Source organism: Micromonospora sp., assembly GCF_048594385.1.
Taxonomy (GTDB): Bacteria; Actinomycetota; Actinomycetes; order Mycobacteriales; family Micromonosporaceae; genus Micromonospora; species Micromonospora wenchangensis.
Genome location: NZ_JBMDWU010000330.1, coordinates 1 through 16,138, shown reverse-complemented (window position 1 = coordinate 16,138; position 16,138 = coordinate 1). Strand labels below are relative to the sequence as shown.

16 protein-coding genes are annotated in these 16,138 nt (G+C 73.3%); 4 read left to right on the top strand and 12 right to left on the bottom strand.

What is annotated here, in order from left to right; translation table 11 throughout:
• Positions 1-123 precede the first annotated feature (123 nt).
• Positions 124-465 (top strand): PadR family transcriptional regulator, encoded by a 342-nt coding sequence (locus ACOJTC_RS17585; protein ID WP_420117697.1) that lies wholly within the window; start codon positions 124-126, stop codon positions 463-465.
• On the top strand, positions 462-1,409 hold the full coding sequence (locus ACOJTC_RS17580) for a permease prefix domain 1-containing protein (protein ID WP_420117696.1): 948 nt from the start codon (positions 462-464) through the stop codon (positions 1,407-1,409). Before ACOJTC_RS17585 ends, ACOJTC_RS17580 begins: the two co-directional genes overlap by 4 nt.
• A gap of 87 nt (positions 1,410-1,496) precedes the next feature.
• On the opposite strand, the gene ACOJTC_RS17575 is transcribed toward ACOJTC_RS17580, so the two are convergent.
• The 8 genes from ACOJTC_RS17575 to pgsA form a co-directional block, all read right to left on the bottom strand.
• Entirely contained in the window at positions 1,497-2,105 is a 609-nt protein-coding gene (locus tag ACOJTC_RS17575) for a DUF402 domain-containing protein (protein ID WP_420117695.1), read from the bottom strand.
• A gap of 11 nt (positions 2,106-2,116) precedes the next feature.
• On the bottom strand, positions 2,117-2,869 hold the full coding sequence (locus tag ACOJTC_RS17570) for a YebC/PmpR family DNA-binding transcriptional regulator (protein WP_208569437.1): 753 nt from the start codon (positions 2,867-2,869) through the stop codon (positions 2,117-2,119).
• Between the two features lie 219 nt (positions 2,870-3,088).
• The gene (pdxT, locus tag ACOJTC_RS17565) at positions 3,089-3,694 is read right to left on the bottom strand and encodes a pyridoxal 5'-phosphate synthase glutaminase subunit PdxT (protein ID WP_420117694.1); all 606 of its coding nucleotides are present in this window, start codon (positions 3,692-3,694) and stop codon (positions 3,089-3,091) included.
• A 31-nt stretch (positions 3,695-3,725) separates the two neighbouring features.
• A complete protein-coding gene (pdxS, locus tag ACOJTC_RS17560) occupies positions 3,726-4,643 on the bottom strand; it encodes a pyridoxal 5'-phosphate synthase lyase subunit PdxS (protein ID WP_363654952.1) in 918 nt (305 codons plus the stop codon).
• Between the two features lie 180 nt (positions 4,644-4,823).
• A complete protein-coding gene (locus ACOJTC_RS17555; RefSeq protein WP_420117693.1) occupies positions 4,824-5,339 on the bottom strand; it encodes a hypothetical protein in 516 nt (171 codons plus the stop codon).
• Positions 5,336-6,505, bottom strand: a complete 1,170-nt coding sequence (locus ACOJTC_RS17550) for a glycosyltransferase family 4 protein (RefSeq protein WP_363654950.1) — start codon at positions 6,503-6,505, stop codon at positions 5,336-5,338. Before ACOJTC_RS17550 ends, ACOJTC_RS17555 begins: the two co-directional genes overlap by 4 nt.
• 15 nt (positions 6,506-6,520) lie before the next feature.
• Complete coding sequence (locus ACOJTC_RS17545; protein WP_204927645.1) at positions 6,521-7,462, bottom strand: phosphatidylinositol mannoside acyltransferase; 942 nt, start codon at positions 7,460-7,462, stop codon at positions 6,521-6,523.
• On the bottom strand, positions 7,459-8,079 hold the full coding sequence (pgsA, locus tag ACOJTC_RS17540; RefSeq protein WP_204927646.1) for a phosphatidylinositol phosphate synthase: 621 nt from the start codon (positions 8,077-8,079) through the stop codon (positions 7,459-7,461). The genes ACOJTC_RS17545 and pgsA overlap by 4 nt, the downstream gene beginning before the upstream one ends.
• A gap of 251 nt (positions 8,080-8,330) precedes the next feature.
• On the opposite strand from pgsA, the gene ACOJTC_RS17535 reads away from it, so the two are divergent.
• Entirely contained in the window at positions 8,331-10,448 is a 2,118-nt protein-coding gene (locus ACOJTC_RS17535) for an elongation factor G-like protein EF-G2 (RefSeq protein WP_420117692.1), read from the top strand.
• Positions 10,449-10,563: 115 nt separating this feature from the next.
• On the opposite strand, the gene ACOJTC_RS17530 is transcribed toward ACOJTC_RS17535, so the two are convergent.
• The 4 genes from ACOJTC_RS17530 to thrS all read right to left on the bottom strand — a co-directional run bounded on the left by ACOJTC_RS17530 (position 10,564) and on the right by thrS (position 15,180).
• Positions 10,564-11,622 (bottom strand): aldo/keto reductase, encoded by a 1,059-nt coding sequence (locus ACOJTC_RS17530; RefSeq protein ID WP_420117691.1) that lies wholly within the window; start codon positions 11,620-11,622, stop codon positions 10,564-10,566.
• A 148-nt stretch (positions 11,623-11,770) separates the two neighbouring features.
• Complete coding sequence (locus ACOJTC_RS17525; protein ID WP_420117690.1) at positions 11,771-12,409, bottom strand: CG0192-related protein; 639 nt, start codon at positions 12,407-12,409, stop codon at positions 11,771-11,773.
• 114 nt (positions 12,410-12,523) lie between these two features.
• Positions 12,524-13,096 carry an HIT family protein gene (locus tag ACOJTC_RS17520; protein ID WP_420117689.1) on the bottom strand — a complete coding sequence of 191 codons (573 nt, stop codon included), beginning with the start codon at positions 13,094-13,096 and terminating at the stop codon, positions 12,524-12,526.
• A gap of 80 nt (positions 13,097-13,176) precedes the next feature.
• Positions 13,177-15,180, bottom strand: a complete 2,004-nt coding sequence (gene thrS / locus ACOJTC_RS17515) for a threonine--tRNA ligase (RefSeq protein ID WP_357930783.1) — start codon at positions 15,178-15,180, stop codon at positions 13,177-13,179.
• Positions 15,181-15,391: 211 nt separating this feature from the next.
• Here thrS and ACOJTC_RS17510 point away from each other — a divergent pair.
• The coding region (locus ACOJTC_RS17510) for a DUF1775 domain-containing protein (RefSeq protein WP_420117688.1) at positions 15,392-16,138 on the top strand (747 nt) is incomplete at its 3' end.

Here is a 16,138-nt window from a genome sequence, read left to right as displayed (position 1 = left end):
CACGGGTTCTCACGGGGTTGTAGTTGGTGTTGGTGTTTTAACGCCGGCCACGGCTCGCATAGTGCCAACCCACATTGCTGTGCCGGTAGACATTAGTGTGTGCCACACAGTATGGTGTGACACATGGTCAACGAAGAGGTTCTGCGGACCCATCTCCAGGAGCTGCGCCGCGGCACGGTGGTGGTCGCCAGCCTGCTGGCCCTGCGCACGCCCGACTACGGCTACGCACTGCTGCAACGCCTCGGCGGGCACGGCTTCCCGGTCGACGCCAACACCCTCTATCCGCTGCTGCGGCGGCTGGAGGAACAGGGGCTGCTGACCAGCGAGTGGAACACCGAGGAAAGCCGGCCACGCAAGTTCTACCGGACCAGCCCCGACGGCGAGACGGTGCTGACCCGACTGCTCGACGACCTCGCCGCCGTACAGACCTCCGTGACCGGGCTGATCGAAGGAGTCGACCGATGAGCACCCTGACCGACCGCTACCTCGCGGCGACGCTCCGCTCGGTGCCCGCCGAGCGCCGGGACGAGATCGCCACCGAGTTGCGCGCCTCCATCGAGGACATGATCGAGGACCGGAGCGGCGGCGGCCAGCACACCGCCACCGCCGAACGGGAGGTGCTCACCGAGCTGGGCAACCCGGACCTGCTGGCCTCCCGGTACGCCGACCGCCGGCTCCAGCTCATCGGCCCGGCCTACTACCTCGTCTGGCTCCGACTGCTCAAACTGCTGCTCAGCTTCATCCCGGCGATCGTCGGCACGGTCGTCGTGGCCGTCGAGGTGGCACAGGGCAACGGATTCGGCGCCATCGGTCCGGGGATCGTCGCCGCCATGCAGGTGGCCGTGCAGATCGCCTTCTGGCTCACCCTGACGTTCGCCGTCATCGAACGCGCCCAGCCGGACCCCACGATGCCCGGCTGGACCGTCGACCAACTCCCCGACGTCCCCACCCACCGGGACGTCTCCCTCGCCGAGACCGTCGCCACGGTGGCCATGCTCGCACTGGCCATCGGGTACCTGCCCCTGCAGCACTTCCAGTCGTGGGTGCACGACACCGACGGCGGCAACATCCCGATCCTCGCCCCGGCGCTGTGGACGTTCTGGCTGCCGGCGCTGATCGTGGTGCTGGCCGCCAGCGTGGTGTTCGAGATCGTCAAGTACCGGATCGGACGCTGGAACTGGCCACTGTTCGGGGTGAAGGGCCTGCTCGACGTGGCGTTCGCGGTGCCGGTGGCGTGGCTGGCGCTCTCCGACCGGCTGCTCAATCCGGCTCTGGCCGACCGGCTGAGCTGGCTCGCCGACCAGGACAACCGGGACACCCTCGGAGTCATCATCGCGCTGAGCGCGGCCGGGGTGGTGGTCTGGGGGCTGATCGACAGCGCCCTGAAGACCCGCCGCCAGACGCGCTGAGCGAACCCGCACCCGACGGGCCCGGCGGATCCACGCCGGGCCCGTCGGGCGGTCCGGGAGTGCCGGGTTGCGCGGGGGCGGGTCAGGTCAGCAGGGCACGGCAGCCCAGCCGGGCGGCAGCTGCGGCACCGGCCAGGACGGATCCGGCCGCCAGTGCGCCCAGCCCGCGTCCCACCACCGCTGCCCCGCGTCGAGCAGCGCGGCGATCCGGTCCCCCTCGGCCCGGATCGCCTCCGCCATGCCCGGGTACCGCCCCTCCACGAGGCGCTGGGCGAACAGGTCCACGTCCTTGAAGACGTACCGGTCGGCGTCCGCCGCCCACCACAGGTCCAGCTCGTGGTCGAGGGTGTCCACCCCGATCGGGGTACGCCGCAGCGGGTCCTGGAGGTTGAAGTACCAGCCGGCGAAGGTGCGGTCCGGCCCGGCCCAGAAGACGTCGACCGAGTGCGCCTCGCCGGGGCGGTGCAGCATCAGCTTGCCGTGCCCGGACCACGCGGTGTGCCCCGCCGTCTGCCACGGGTGCCGGCCGCAGGGGAACTCGCCCTGCTCCGGGAAGCCGAACCCGGCACCCGGCGGCAGATAGAGCGCCAACAGGTCGTCGGTGTCCGCCACGCAGATGGTGGGGCAGCCGAACCAGACCTCACCACGCAGGATCTCCCGCCGGACGACCACGTCGCCCGGCGGGAACCGGTGCACCGGCACGACCGTCAGGCGTCCACCGCCGCCATCACGTCGTCCGAGACGTCGAAGTTGGCGTAGACGTTCTGCACGTCGTCGCAGTCCTCCAGCACGTCGATCAGCTTGAAGATCTTGCGTGCGCCGTCCTCGTCCAGCGGCACGTTGACGCTGGGGATCAGGGCGGACTCGGCCGACTCGTACTCGATCCCGGACTCCTGCAGCGCGGTGCGGACCGCGATCAGGTCGGTCGGCTCGGAGACCACCTCGTACGCCTCACCGAGGTCGTTGACCTCCTCGGCGCCGGCGTCGAGGACCGCCATCATCACGTCGTCCTCGGTGGTGTCGGCCTTCGGGACGATCACCACGCCCTTGCGGGAGAACATGTACGACACCGAGCCGGCGTCGGCGAGCGAGCCGCCGTTACGGGTCAGCGCGGTACGGACCTCGGTGGCGGCCCGGTTGCGGTTGTCGGTCAGGCACTCGATCAGCATGGCCACGCCGCTCGGGCCGTACCCCTCGTACATGATGGTCTGCCAGTCGGCACCGCCGGCCTCCAGGCCGGAGCCACGCTTGACCGCGCGGTCGATGTTGTCGTTCGGGACCGAACTCTTCTTGGCCTTCTGGATGGCGTCGAAGAGGGTGGGGTTACCGGCCGGGTCACCGCCGCCGGTGCGGGCCGCGACCTCGACGTTCTTGATCAGCTTGGCGAACATCTTGCCGCGCTTGGCGTCGATGACGGCCTTCTTGTGCTTGGTGGTCGCCCATTTAGAGTGGCCGGACATCTCGTACCTCCGTCTGTTGACTCACGCCTCGCGTCGGCTGGCCGCGCCGACTCCGGGCCAGCACCGGCCGCGTTGGAGGGCTGCGACGGGCAGTGCCCGCGCCGAACCGCGGCAATCCTACCGAGAGCACCGACCCCGCCGTCACACCCGGCGCGTCACCACCGCCGAGCCACCGGCAAATCGCCACGAATGACCGCTTCGTTCCCCGGCCGGGCCGGCTCAGCGGGCGGCGGCGACCAGGTCGGCGAAGTAGCGGTGCAGGCGCAGGTCACCGGTCAGCTCCGGGTGGAACGAGGTGGCCAGCAGGTTGCCCTGGCGGACGGCGACCACCCGGTCGACGGCCGGGCCACCGGTGACCCGGCCCAGCACCTCGACGCCGGGGTCGACCCGCTCGACCCAGGGGGCCCGGATGAAGACGGCGTGGAACGCGGGCCCGTCGACCCCGGCGACGCGAACCGGAGCCTCGAACGAGTCCACCTGGCGGCCGAACGCGTTGCGCCGCACGGTCATCCCGATGCCGGCGAAACCCCGCTGGTCGGGGCGGCCGTCCAGCACCTCGGCGGCCAGCATGATCATGCCGGCGCAGGAGCCGTAGAACGGCATCCCGGCGGCGATCCGCTTGTCGACCGGCTCGCGCAGGCCGAAGATGTCCACCAGCTTGCTCATCGTGGTGGACTCCCCGCCGGGCACGACCAGCCCGTCGACCGCGTCCAGCTCCGCCGGCCGGCGCACCGGGCGGGCGTCCGCACCGACCCCGGCCAGGGCGGTGAGGTGCTCACGGACGTCCCCCTGCAATGCCAGCACCCCGATCACCGGTCCGCGCACGGCTGCCCCTCCCGACGTCGTGGCCCCCGGGTCACCAGCCGCGCTCGGCGAGACGGTGCGGCTGCGGGATCTCGTCGACGTTGATGCCGACCATCGCCTCGCCCAGCCCCCGGGACACCTTGGCCAGCACGTCCGGGTCGTCGTGGAAGGTGGTGGCCTTGACGATCGCGGCGGCCCGCTGGGCCGGGTTGCCCGACTTGAAGATGCCGGAGCCGACGAAGACGCCCTCCGCGCCGAGCTGCATCATCATCGCGGCGTCGGCCGGGGTGGCGATGCCCCCGGCGGTGAACAGCACCACCGGCAGCTTGCCCGTCTCGGCGACCTCCCGGACCAGCTCGTACGGGGCCTGCAACTCCTTGGCGGCGACGAACAGCTCGTCGGCCGGCAGGGAGCTGAGCCGGGCGATCTCCTGGCGGATCCTCCGCATGTGCATGGTGGCGTTGGAGACGTCCCCGGTGCCCGCCTCACCCTTGGACCGGATCATGGCCGCGCCCTCGGTGATCCGCCGCAGCGCCTCGCCCAGGTTGGTCGCGCCGCACACGAACGGGACGGTGAACGCCCACTTGTCGATGTGGTTGGCGTAGTCGGCCGGGGTCAGCACCTCGGACTCGTCGACGTAGTCGACGCCGAGCGACTGGAGGATCTGCGCCTCGACGAAGTGGCCGATCCGGGCCTTGGCCATCACCGGGATGGAGACGGCCCGGATGATGCCGTCGATCATGTCCGGGTCGCTCATCCGGGACACGCCGCCCTGGGCCCGGATGTCGGCCGGCACCCGCTCCAGCGCCATCACGGCCACCGCGCCGGCATCCTCGGCGATCTTGGCCTGCTCGGCGGTGACCACGTCCATGATCACGCCGCCCTTGAGCATCTCGGCCATGCCCCGCTTGACGCGGGCGGTGCCCCAGACCTGGGCGTCACCGGCGTTCGGGGAGGTCGTTTCGGGCACGGCTCATCACTCCTCGGACGTGCTGGGGGTGGGTTCCGGCTGATGCTACGACCGTGGCGACGCCGTTCCGACAGCCAATCGGCCCCACGGTGGCCTGCCCTGTGGCCCGCGTCACCACGTCCGCGCACCGCCCACCGGCGGCGGCGGACCGCCGACCGGCCGGGCCGGCACGCCGTGGGGTCAGCCCGTCGGGACGTCGGCGGGCCGGGCCAGGGTGGGGTCGTCGATGTCGAAGTAGCGCGGCCACGGGTGGCGGCGTCCCATCCGGCACACCCGTACCAGCGGCCGGCTGCGCGCGGTACGGGCGTCACGGACCAGGTCGGTGTGCACCTGCCGGGACAGGGCCAGCCGCCGGCTCGCCGCGATCACCGCCTCGCACGCCGGATCGGCCGGGTCGAGCCGGACGGCCCGCAGTTGCCGGGTGAGGTCGTTCTCGGCCGCCTCCCGCTCCTCGGGGACGGCGTCCAGGGCGATCCGGGCCGCCGCGTACAACTCGACGCCGTAGCGCTTCTCGGCCAGCACCGCGGCGGCGGCGGCCCGGCGCAGCAGGTGCGCGTCGAGCGCGCGGGCCGCCGACTCCGCCCGGGTCTGCAGCCGCTCGACCCGGCCGGCCGTCCAGACCAGGTAGACCGCGAGCAGGACGGCCACGACCGCGGTGGCCAGCACCGCCCACAGCTGCGGCAGCGTGGTGCTCACCCGGGACCACCCAGCCCCGCCCACTCCTGGTCGATGACCCGCCCGTCGGTGGCCTCGATGGCCGCCGCGTAGACCTCCACCACCCGGCGGGCCACCACCGGCCAGTCGAAGTGGGCGACCACCTGGTCGCCGCAGGCGGTCAACGCCGCCCGTTGCGCCGGGTCGTCGAGCAGTTCCGCCAGGGCGGCACGTAGGCCGGCCGGGTCGCCGGTCGGGAAGAGCCGGCCGGCCCGCCCGCCGTCGAGCACCCGGCGGAACGCGTCCAGGTCGCTGGCGACCACGGTGGCACCGGCCGCGAGCGCCTCGGTGAGGATCATGCCGAACGACTCGCCGCCGGTGTTCGGGGCGACGTAGAGGTCGACGCTGCGCAGCATCCGGGCCTTGTCGACCTCGGAGACGAGGCCGAGGAACGTCACCCGGTCACGCAGTTCGGCCGGGAACCGCCCGAACAGGTCGTCCGGGTCGCCGGGCCCGGCCACCAGCAGGCGCAGTCCCGGCCGGTGCGGGGCCAGCGCGACGAAGGCGTCCCGCAGGATCGGGAAGCCCTTGCGGGCCTCGGTGAACCGGCCGAGGAAACCCAGCGTCCCGCCGCTGCCGGTGGTGCACTCCCCCGGCCAGCCGGGTAACGGCTCGACCCCGGCGAACTTCGCCACCGCCACCCCGTTGGGGATCTCCACCGCCCCGCCGTCCATGTGCTCGACCTGCACCTTGCGGGCCAGCGCGCTGACCGCGATCCGGGCGGTGATCCGCTCCAGCAGGATCTGGAGCAGCCCCTGGGCGGCGGCGAGCACCCGGGAGCGGGTCATCGCGGTGTGGAAGGTGGCCACCACCGGCCCCCGGGCGGAGAGCACCGCCAGCATCGACAGGCTCGGGGTGAGCGGTTCGTGCACGTGCAGCACGTCGAAGTCGCCCCGGGTGAGCCAGCGCCGCACCCGGGCGGTGGAGACCGGCCCGAACGCGATCCGGGCCACCGAGCCGTTGTACGGCAGCGGCACCGCCCGGCCGGCGGAGACCACGTACGGCGGCAGCGTCGACTCCTCGTCGGCGGGGGCCAGGACGCTCACCTCGTGCCCCAGCCCGAGCAACGCCTCGGCCAGGTCCATGACGTGGTTCTGCACCCCGCCCGGGACGTCGAAGGAGTACGGGCACACGATGCCGATCCGCACTGGCGCCCTCCTCCCTCAGACCGATCCGGCGCTGGCCGGGGGCGCCGGCGCGGTGGACCCGCCGTCGGTGGAGCCCCGCTGGTCCAGCCACATCCGCTGCAACATGTGCCAGTCTTGCGGATGACGGGCGATGCCCGCCGCCAGACGGTCGGCAATCCGCTGGGTCAGCACCCGGACCCGCTCGTCCAGGGGTGCGCTGTCCGGCTCGGGCACCGGCAGCGGGCCCTCCAACTGCGCGCGCGGCATCTCCGGTTCGTACCACAGCGAGGCAACGTAGAGCGGGGCGCCGGTGCGGATGGCCAGCAGGGCGGGCCCGGCCGGCATCTTGGTCCGCGCGCCGAAGAAGTCCACCTCGATGCCCCGGGCCGAGAGGTCCCGGTCGGCCAGCAGCGGCACCACCGCGCCGCTGTGCAGCCGGTCCACCAGCACGTCGAAGGCCGGGCGGGCACCGCCGTGGGTGGGCAGGATCTCCATGCCGAGGGTCTGCCGGAAGGCGAGGAACCGCTGGTAGACGCCCTCCGGCTTGAGCCGTTCGGCGACCGTGGTGATCGGCCAGCCGGTGGCCGCGACCCAGGCGCCGGCGGCGTCCCAGTTGCCCGCGTGCGGCAACGCCACCACCGCGCCCCGGCCGGCCGCCACGTCGGCGGCGAGCATGTCCGACCCGCCGAGGTGGAAGCCGTCGAGGATCTGCTGGCGGCTGAGCGAGGGCAGCCGGAACGCCTCCATCCAGTACCTGGCGTACGACCGCAGACCCTGCCTGACCAGCGCGTCCAGCTCCGGCTCGGGCAGGTCGGGGCCGACCACCCGACGCAGGTTGGCGCGCAGCCGGGTGGCACCCCTGCCCCGGGCCCGGTGGGCGCGGTCGGCACCGGCCCGGAAGGCGGCGGCGACCACGGGTCGGGGCAGCGCGCGGGCCAGCCGCCAGCCGGCGACGTAGCCGAGTTCGGTGAGGTTCACTCGCGGCCGGCCAGTTGCGCCTGCCGGTACACGTGGGCCACCCGCTGACCGACCGTGAAGATCGACACGGCGGCGAGCAGCCAGAGCGAGATCTCCAGGGCCGGGCCGATCCCGAGGCCGGTGAGCAGCCCACCGACCCCGACGATCAGCAGCCGTTCGGTGCGTTCCGCGACGCCCACGTTCGCACTCATCCCCAGCCCCTCGGCACGGGCCTTGACATAGGAGACCAGGCCACCGGCGGCCAGGCAGACCAGCGCGGCGGCCACCCCGGAGTGGTTGCCCTCGGTGGCCAGCCAGTAGGCGACCGCGCCGAACACCGCGCTGTCGGAGACCCGGTCCATCGACGAGTCGAGGAACGCGCCGAACCGGGTCGAGCCGCCGCTCATCCGGGCCATCGTCCCGTCGAGCATGTCGGTCAGCGCGAAGAACGTCACGATCAACGCTCCGGCGACGAGATGGCCACGGGCGCCGAAGCCGAGCGCGCCGAGGAGCACGCCGACGGTGCCGGCCACGGTGACCGCGTTGGGGGACACACCGGCGCGGAGCAGACCGCGCGCGACCGGCTCCACGACGCGGGTCATCCCCGCGCGGGCCGTCACTTGGAAGATCTTCGCCATGGCGGTCCCACGATAACGGCCGGCGGCGGCGGGCGGTACGGCCGGTCGCCCGACCCGCCCGGGAGGCTTGTGCCAACCCCCCGCCGGGTGTGAGATCGGGGTGGAAGGTGAGCCAGCTCACCGTCACGGCCGTTGACCGTCGTCCGGCCGACGGGTCACCGGAGGATAGCGCCGCGGCACCCGCACCGGGCCCCGCTTCCCGTCGCGCGCGGCGGTCGCCATCCACCACCGGCTGAGGGAGGTGCGCCGCGATGGCGCAGAGGAACCACGACAGGGCAGCCACCGGCGTACCGGCGGTGACCGACCCCGGCACCGTACGCAACGTGGTGCTGGTCGGGCACTCGGGGGCCGGCAAGACGACCCTGGTCGAGGCGCTGCTCGCGGCCAGCGGCACGATCGACCGGGCCGGCAGCGTCGCCGCCGGCACCACCGTCGGCGACCACGACCCCGCCGCGGTACGCCAACAGCGTTCCGTCGCCCTGTCCTGCGCGCCGCTGGTGCACGCCGGGGTGACGGTGAACCTGCTGGACACCCCCGGGTACGGCGACTTCGTCGGCGAGCTGCGGGCCGGTCTGCGGGCCGCCGACGCGGCACTGTTCGTGGTGTCCGCCGTCGACGGGATGGACGCCGCCACGGCCGCCCTGTGGGAGGAGTGTGCCGCGGTCGACCTGCCGCGTGCGGTGGCGGTCGCCCGGCTGGACCATCCGCGCGCCGACTTCGACGAGGCGGTGGCGCTGTGCCAGCGGGTCTTCGGGGACAACGTGCTCCCGCTGCACCTGCCGATGCTCGGTGACGACGGCGAGTCGGTGGCCGGTCTGCTGGCGCTGGTCACCCGGCGGGTGCACGACTACTCGGCCGGGCTGCCCGCCACCGTGCGCGACCCGGAACCGCAGCACCTGCCGGCGATCACCGAGTCCCGGGGCGAGCTGATCGAGGGGATCATCGCCGAGAGCGAGGACGAGACCCTGATGGACCGTTACCTCGACGGCGAGGAGATCGACACTCAGGTGCTGGTCGCCGACCTGGAGAAGGCGGTCGCCCGGGGCCACTTCTACCCGGTGGTGCCGGTCTGCGCGGCCACCGGCGTCGGGCTGGACGTGCTGCTCGACGGCCTGGTGTCGGCGTTCCCGTCGCCGCTGCAACGGCCGGTGCCGGCGGTCACCGGGCTGGACGGCTCCCCCCGCCCGCCGCTGGACTGCGACCCGGACGGCCCACTGGTCGCCGAGGTGGTCCGGACCACCGTCGACCGGCACGTCGGCCGGGTCTGCCTGGTCCGGGTCTTCTCCGGGACGCTGCGCCCCGACCAGACGGTGCACGTGTCCGGGCACGGGATGGCCGACCGGGGACACCCCGACCACGACGCCGACGAGCGGATCGGGCACGTCTACCGCCCGCTCGGGGCGGCCCTGCGGGAGGTGGACGCCTGCGTCGCGGGTGACATCTGCGCGATCACCAAGTCGGGCAGCGCGGAGACCGGCGACACCGTCTCGGCGCGCGACGAGCCGCTGCTGATCGCGCCGTGGGAGATGCCGGAGCCGCTGCTGCCGGTGGCGGTGGTGGCCCGCAGCCGGGCCGACGAGGACGCCCTGGCCCGCAACCTGGGCCGGCTGATCGTGGGTGACCCGACGCTGCGGCTGGAACGCAACCCGCAGACCCACCAGCTGGTGCTGTGGTGCATGGGCGAGGCGCACGCCGACGTGGTGCTCGACCGGCTCCGGGCCGGCGGGGTGGAGCTGGACACCGAGCCGGTGCGGGTGCCGCTGCAGGAGACGTTCACGGCCGCCGCCAGCGGACACGGCCGGCACGTCAAGCAGTCCGGTGGGCACGGCCAGTACGCCGTCTGCGACCTCACGGTGGAGCCGTTGCCCCGGGGTGCCGGGATCGAGTTCGTCGACCGGGTGGTCGGCGGGGCGGTGCCGCACCACTTCGTACCGTCGGTGGAGAAGGGCGTACGGGCCCAGTTGGCGCAGGGGCTGGTAGCCGGCCACCCGGTGGTGGACGTGCGGGTGACCCTGGTCGACGGCAAGGCGCACAGCGTCGACTCGTCCGACGCCGCGTTCCAGACCGCCGCCGCGCTCGCCCTGCGCGACGCCGCCGGGCGGGGCGGGGCGACGCTGCTGGAGCCGGTCGACGAGGTGGTGGTCCGGGTCGCCGACTCCTCGGTCGGGGCGGTGCTGGGCGACCTGTCCGGCCGGCGGGGTCGGGTGCTCGGCACCGAGGCCGATCCGGACGCCGAGGGCCGCACCCTGATCCGGGCCGAGGTGCCCGCCCTGGAACTACTGCGCTACGCGGTGGAGCTGCGGGCCCTGACCGCCGGCACCGGCACCTTCCGCCGCACCTTCTCCCACTACACCCCCACCCCGAACTAACCCACCCAGCCACCCCTCCCACCGCGTCGATCATGGTGTTGTGGTGGGGGTTGAGCACACATGTGTCGCTTATGCGGGGGCTCACAACTCCATGATCGACGGGGGTGGGGGGTGGTCAGGGGCGGGCGGCGGGGATGGGGGGCAGCGGCCAGTGCGGGCGGTCGGCGTCGCGTAGCGCGGCCGTACGCAGCGCGGCGAGCTGCCGTTCCACCTCGGCGAAGTGGTCCGGTGTGAGCGGGCCGAGGCGCAGCGCGGCGGCGTTCTCCTCCACCTGGGCGACGGTACGGCAGCCGGGGATCGGCACCGCCCGACCGCTGCGCGCCCAGATCCAGCCCAGCGCGCCCTGGACCAGGGTCCGGCCGTCGGCGGTGAGCGCGCCGCGTACGGCGGTGACCCGGCGCAGCCACTCCGGCGCGGGCCGGCCGCCCCGGAACCACTCCAGCCAGCCGGGGGTCATTCCCCGCACGTCGTCGCGGGGCAGGGTGGAGCCCGCCGTGTACTTGCCGGTGAGCAGCCCCATCCCGAGCGGCCCCCGGTTGACGCTGGCCAGGTCGTACTTGTCGCAGGTGGACAGCATCGCCGGCGCGTCGCGCAGCACCGACAGGTTGTGCTGGATCGCGGTGGCGTGCGGAGCCACCTGGGCGAAGCCGGCGGCCCGGTCGGCCCGGTCGGTGCTCCAGCCGTACGCCCGGACGAGGCCGTCGGCGACCAGGTCCTCGCAGGTGCCCACCAGCGCCTCCACCCGGGGCAGCGGCAGGTCGCCGAGGTGCAGCTGGTAGAGGTCGATCCGGTCGGTGTCCAGCCGGCGCAGGGAGTCGACGACCGCCCGCCGCAGGTACGCCGGGGAGGCGTCCTCGCCGGTGGCCTGCCTGGCCCGTTCGTCGAAGGTGTACCCCCACTTGGTGGCGATCACCGCCTCGTCCCGGCGGCCGGACAGCGCCCGCCCGAGGACCCGTTCACCGTGCCCGGCGCCGTACGTGTCGGCGGTGTCGAAGAGGGTCACGCCGAGGTCGAGGGCGCGGCGGACGGCCCGCACCGACTCCTCGTCGTCGACCGCGCCCCAGCCCAGCGGCTGGGATCCTTCGGCCCAGGGGCCACCGATCGCCCAGCACCCCATGCCGAGAGCGCTGACCTCGATGCCGCTGCGACCCAACACCCGTGTCGTCACTGCCATGGCCGCATCGTGTCACCTTCCGGAAGCCTGGGGAGACGAAGCTGACGCAACGTGCCCGATCGACCACAAGCGACAACACCTCGGCGTGGACACCGGGCGACGGCGACGTGCCCGGCCCACCCCGTGGTGCCGGGAGGCCGCCGGGTGGTCAGCGGGGCCGGACGCTGGCCAGCGGCATCGGGGTCGACTGCCCCGGCCAGCGGCCGGTCAGGGTGGCGGCTGCCGGCCCGCCGTCGGGCAGTCCGTCACCGGGCAGTCGGCGCGCGACGAGCAGGTCGACGGTGTCGGTGCCGATGCGGGTCGGGTCGCCGTCGACCACCTGACGCACCGGGCCGACGACGGGGGCTCCCACGCTGCCGGTGGTGGCCACCGTCATGGACGGCTCGCGGACTTCCCGCACCCCGTCGATCTCGAAATACTCCTGCGCCTGACCGGAACCGGTGAGGATCGCGGCGGCCAGGGCAGCGGCGTAGACCGGGTCGCCGCACCCGTCGTAGACCCAGCGGGGGCCGAGCACCGAGTGGTGGGTGGTGCCGACCAGCCATTCGTCGGCGTCGGCCAGCGGCGCGTCCCGGTAGGTCAGCGGGACCTGGTGGACCGGGCCGGCGTCGAGGCGTACCAGGATCGTCTCGATGCCGACGGCACCGGCGGGGTCGTCGAACCGGTAGGCGGCGACCCGGACGGGCTCGCCGGCGGCCGGCCCCGAATACCACCGTCGGCCCGGCAGCCACCCGGCCAGGAGTTCGAGTTTCGAGGGACGGATCTCCGCCTGGTGCAGCAAGGCCATGATCACATCCTAGGAGTCGGCAGACCGGCCGCCGCACCCGTCACGTAGCCCGGTCAACCGGCGCGCGCCCGGCCGCGTTGTGCCGTGGCGGGCGCGCCGGTCCCGGGACGCCGGTCAGGACGGCCAGGCGCGGGCGAGCAGCTCGCGGGTGTCGGAGAGTAGTTGCGGCAGCACCTTCGTCCGGCCGATCACCGGCATGAAGTTGATGTCCCCACCCCACCGGGGCACCACGTGCTGGTGCAGGTGGGCGGCGATGCCGGCGCCGGCCACCCCGCCCTGGTTCATCCCCAGGTTGAACCCGTGCGCGCTGCTGACCTGCCGGACCACCCGCATCGCGGTCTGGGTGAACGCCGCCAGCTCGACCGTCTCGGCCTGGTCGAGTTCGGTGTAGTCGGCCACGTGCCGGTAGGGGCAGACCAGCAGGTGCCCCGGGTTGTACGGGTAGAGGTTGAGCACCGCGAAGACGTGCGTGCCCCGGGCCACCACCAGGCTCCGCTCCGGCGGCAGGCCGGGGGCCAGGCAGAACGGGCAGCCGGCGGGCTTCTCGTAGCCCCCCTCGGGGCGGTCCTCCCCCGAGATGTAGGTCATCCGGTGCGGGGTCCAGAGCCGGTCGAGCCCGTCGGCCAGGCCGTCGTCCGCCGAGCCGTGGTCCGTGTCGCCGTCGAGGTGCCGCTCCGCCCCAGTCACACCGCCGATCCTACGATCCCCCACCACGAACGCCACCGGCCCGTCGGTACGGGGCCGGTGGCGGGTGGGGTCGGGCCGGGTCAGCCGGCGGCGGACGGCCCCGCGTTGGCCCGCGAGGAGACCACGTCGAGCACGTGGTCGACCGCCTCGGCGACCGGCACCCCGTTGCGCTGGGAGCCGTCGCGGTAGCGGAACGAGACGGTGCCGGCGGCCACGTCGTCGTCCCCGGCGATCACCATGAACGGGATCTTCTGCTGCTGGGCGGTGCGGATCTTCTTCTGCATCCGGTCGTCACCGGCGTCGACCTGCGCCCGGATGCCCTTGGCGCGCAGCGCCGCGACGAAGCCGTGCAGGTACTCGGTGTGGTCCTCGCGGATCGGGATGCCGACCACCTGCACCGGCGCCAGCCAGGCCGGGAACGCCCCGGCGTAGTGCTCGGTGAGCACCCCGAAGAACCGCTCGATCGACCCGAACAACGCCCGGTGGATCATCACCGGCCGCTGCCGGCTGCCGTCGGCCGCCTGGTACTCCAGGCCGAACCGCTCGGGCAGGTTGAAGTCGACCTGGATGGTGGACATCTGCCAGGTCCGGCCGATGGCGTCCTTGGCCTGCACGGAGATCTTCGGCCCGTAGAACGCCGCGCCGCCCGGGTCGGGCACCAGGTGCAGGCCGGACTCCTCGGCGGCCGACCGCAGCGCCTCGGTGGCCCGCTCCCAGTTCTCGTCGGTGCCGACCGACTTGTCCGGGTTACGGGTGGACAGTTCGAGGTAGAAGTCGTCCAGGCCGTAGTCGCGCAGCAGCTCCAGGACGAAGGCGAGCAGCGACTTCAGCTCGCCGGCCATCTGCTCCTCGGTGCAGAAGATGTGCGCGTCGTCCTGGGTCATGCCCCGGACCCGGGTCAGGCCGTGCACCACGCCCGACTTCTCGTACCGGTAGACGGTGCCGAACTCGAACATCCGCAGCGGCAGTTCCCGGTAGGAGCGACCCCGGGACCGGAAGATCAGGTCGTGCATCGGGCAGTTCATCGGCTTGAGGTAGTAGTTCGCCCCCTCCACCTCCATGGGGGGGAACATCCCGTCGGCGTACCAGTCGAGGTGCCCGGAGACCTCGTACAGGTGGCCCTTGGTGATGTGCGGGGTGTTGACGAACGAGTAGCCGGCCTCCTCGTGCTTGACCCGCGAGTAGTTCTCCATCTCCCGGCGGATGATGCCGCCCTTGGGGTGGAAGACCGCCAGGCCGGAGCCCAGCTCGTCGGGGAAGCTGAACAGGTCGAGGTCCACCCCGAGCTTGCGGTGGTCGCGCCGGGCGGCCTCCTCCAGCAGCTTCAGGTACGCCTTCAGCTCGTCGCGGGTCGGCCAGGCGGTGCCGTAGACCCGCTGGAGCTGCGGATTCTTCTCCGACCCCCGCCAGTACGCGGCGGCCGAACGCATCAGCTTGAACGCGCCGATCAGCCGGGTGTTCGGCAGGTGCGGGCCCCGGCACAGGTCCGACCAGCAGACCTTGTCCTCGCCGGCGGCGAGGTTGTCGTAGATGGTCAGCTCGCCGCCGCCCACCTCCATCACCTCGCTGGTGTCCAGCCCCTCGCCCTTGACCTCGATCAGTTCGAGCTTGAACGGCTCGGCGGCCAGCTCGGTCCGGGCCTCGTCCAGGCTGTCGAAGCGACGGCGACGGAACCGCTGGCCGGACTTGACGATCTCCTGCATCCGCTTTTCCAGCTTGGCCAGGTCGTCGGGCTGGAACGGCTTGTCGACGGCGAAGTCGTAGTAGAAGCCGTTCTCGATCGGCGGGCCGATGCCCAGCTTGGCCTCGGGGAAGACGTCCTGCACGGCCTGGGCGAGCACGTGCGCGGTGGAGTGCCGCAGCACGTTGAGCCCGTCCGGCGAGTCGAGGCTGACCGGCTCGACGGTGGTGTCCTCGGCCGGGGTCCAGTCCAGGTCGCGGAGCTGGCCCTGCGGGTCGCGGACCACCACGACCGCCTTCGGGCCGGCGGCGGGCAGCCCGGCCGCGGCCACCGCGTCGGCCGCCGTCGTCCCGGCGGCCACGACGACGGGGTCGGCCACGACGGGGGTACGGGGTGCGGACACGGTGAACTCCTCAACGGCAGGCGGCACGGATGGGCCGGACGCGCCGGCTGCTTCGATGCTATCGGTCCCGCCGTCGCCCCCGGTCGCCGGGAAAGGAAGCCCGGTCGCGGTGCCGACCCGCACCGACGTTGAACCTTTTCGGCCCGCCGTCCGAACTACCGGGTGTGGCCGGAGCCGGTGTCGGCCACGGCGAGACGGATGGGGGCGGAAGATGACGACGACCCGAGGTGACGTCCGGCGGCGTCGGAGCGTTCTGGTGCTGGCGGCGGTGGCGGCCGGGGTGTTCGGTGCCCCGGGCGCGGCGTCGGCGGACGGGCTGACGTCCAGTCCGAGCCAGGCGGTGCAGGGCGACGCGGTGGAGTTGACCTTCGTGGTGCCCGAGCAGCGGCCCGGCGCGCGCACCGAGAAGATCGAGTTCAGGCTTCCGCCGGACGCCCCGATCGGCGAGGTTTACCCGCTGTCGGTGGACGGCTGGGCACCGCTGATCACCTCCCGCGAGCTGGCCGCGCCGGTCGCCGGCATCCACGCCCCGTCGGTGAGCACGGTGACCTCGGCGGTGGTCTGGACCCGGGGTGCCGGGCCGGCGGTGTCGGGTCCGGCCCGGCTCTCGGTGGCCATGGGGCCGCTGCCGCAGGCCGACCGGATGACCTTCGAGGTGGTGCAGACCTACTCCGACGGGACGGTGGTGCGCTGGGCCGACCCGGCCGGGGGTGGGCATCCCGCCCCGACGCTGGCGCTGGTGCCGCCCGCTCCCGGCGCGGCGACCGGGCACCACGGCGGCGCGGCCGACGGGACGGACGCCCAGGCGGCCCCGGCCGCCGACGCCGCACCGGCCGACGACGAGGGCGGTCCCAGTGCGGACCTGCTGCTCGGCGGGGGCCTGCTGGTCGGGTTGGGCGGCGGCGCGGCGATCGGCTGGGTGGCGAGCCGGTCGCGCCGTCGGGCCGCCGCCGACGAC

What these genes read in the sequence shown, in the direction of transcription:
- ACOJTC_RS17585 (WP_420117697.1), top strand. Translation starts at nt 124, where the DNA reads ATGGTCAACGAAGAGGTTCTGCGGACCCATCTCCAGGAGCTGCGCCGC.
- ACOJTC_RS17580 (WP_420117696.1), top strand. Translation starts at nt 462, where the DNA reads ATGAGCACCCTGACCGACCGCTACCTCGCGGCGACGCTCCGCTCGGTG.
- ACOJTC_RS17570 (WP_208569437.1), bottom strand. Translation starts at nt 2,869, where the DNA reads ATGTCCGGCCACTCTAAATGGGCGACCACCAAGCACAAGAAGGCCGTC.
- pgsA (WP_204927646.1), bottom strand. Translation starts at nt 8,079, where the DNA reads ATGGCGAAGATCTTCCAAGTGACGGCCCGCGCGGGGATGACCCGCGTC.
- ACOJTC_RS17535 (WP_420117692.1), top strand. Translation starts at nt 8,331, where the DNA reads ATGGCGCAGAGGAACCACGACAGGGCAGCCACCGGCGTACCGGCGGTG.
- ACOJTC_RS17530 (WP_420117691.1), bottom strand. Translation starts at nt 11,622, where the DNA reads ATGGCAGTGACGACACGGGTGTTGGGTCGCAGCGGCATCGAGGTCAGC.
- ACOJTC_RS17525 (WP_420117690.1), bottom strand. Translation starts at nt 12,409, where the DNA reads ATGGCCTTGCTGCACCAGGCGGAGATCCGTCCCTCGAAACTCGAACTC.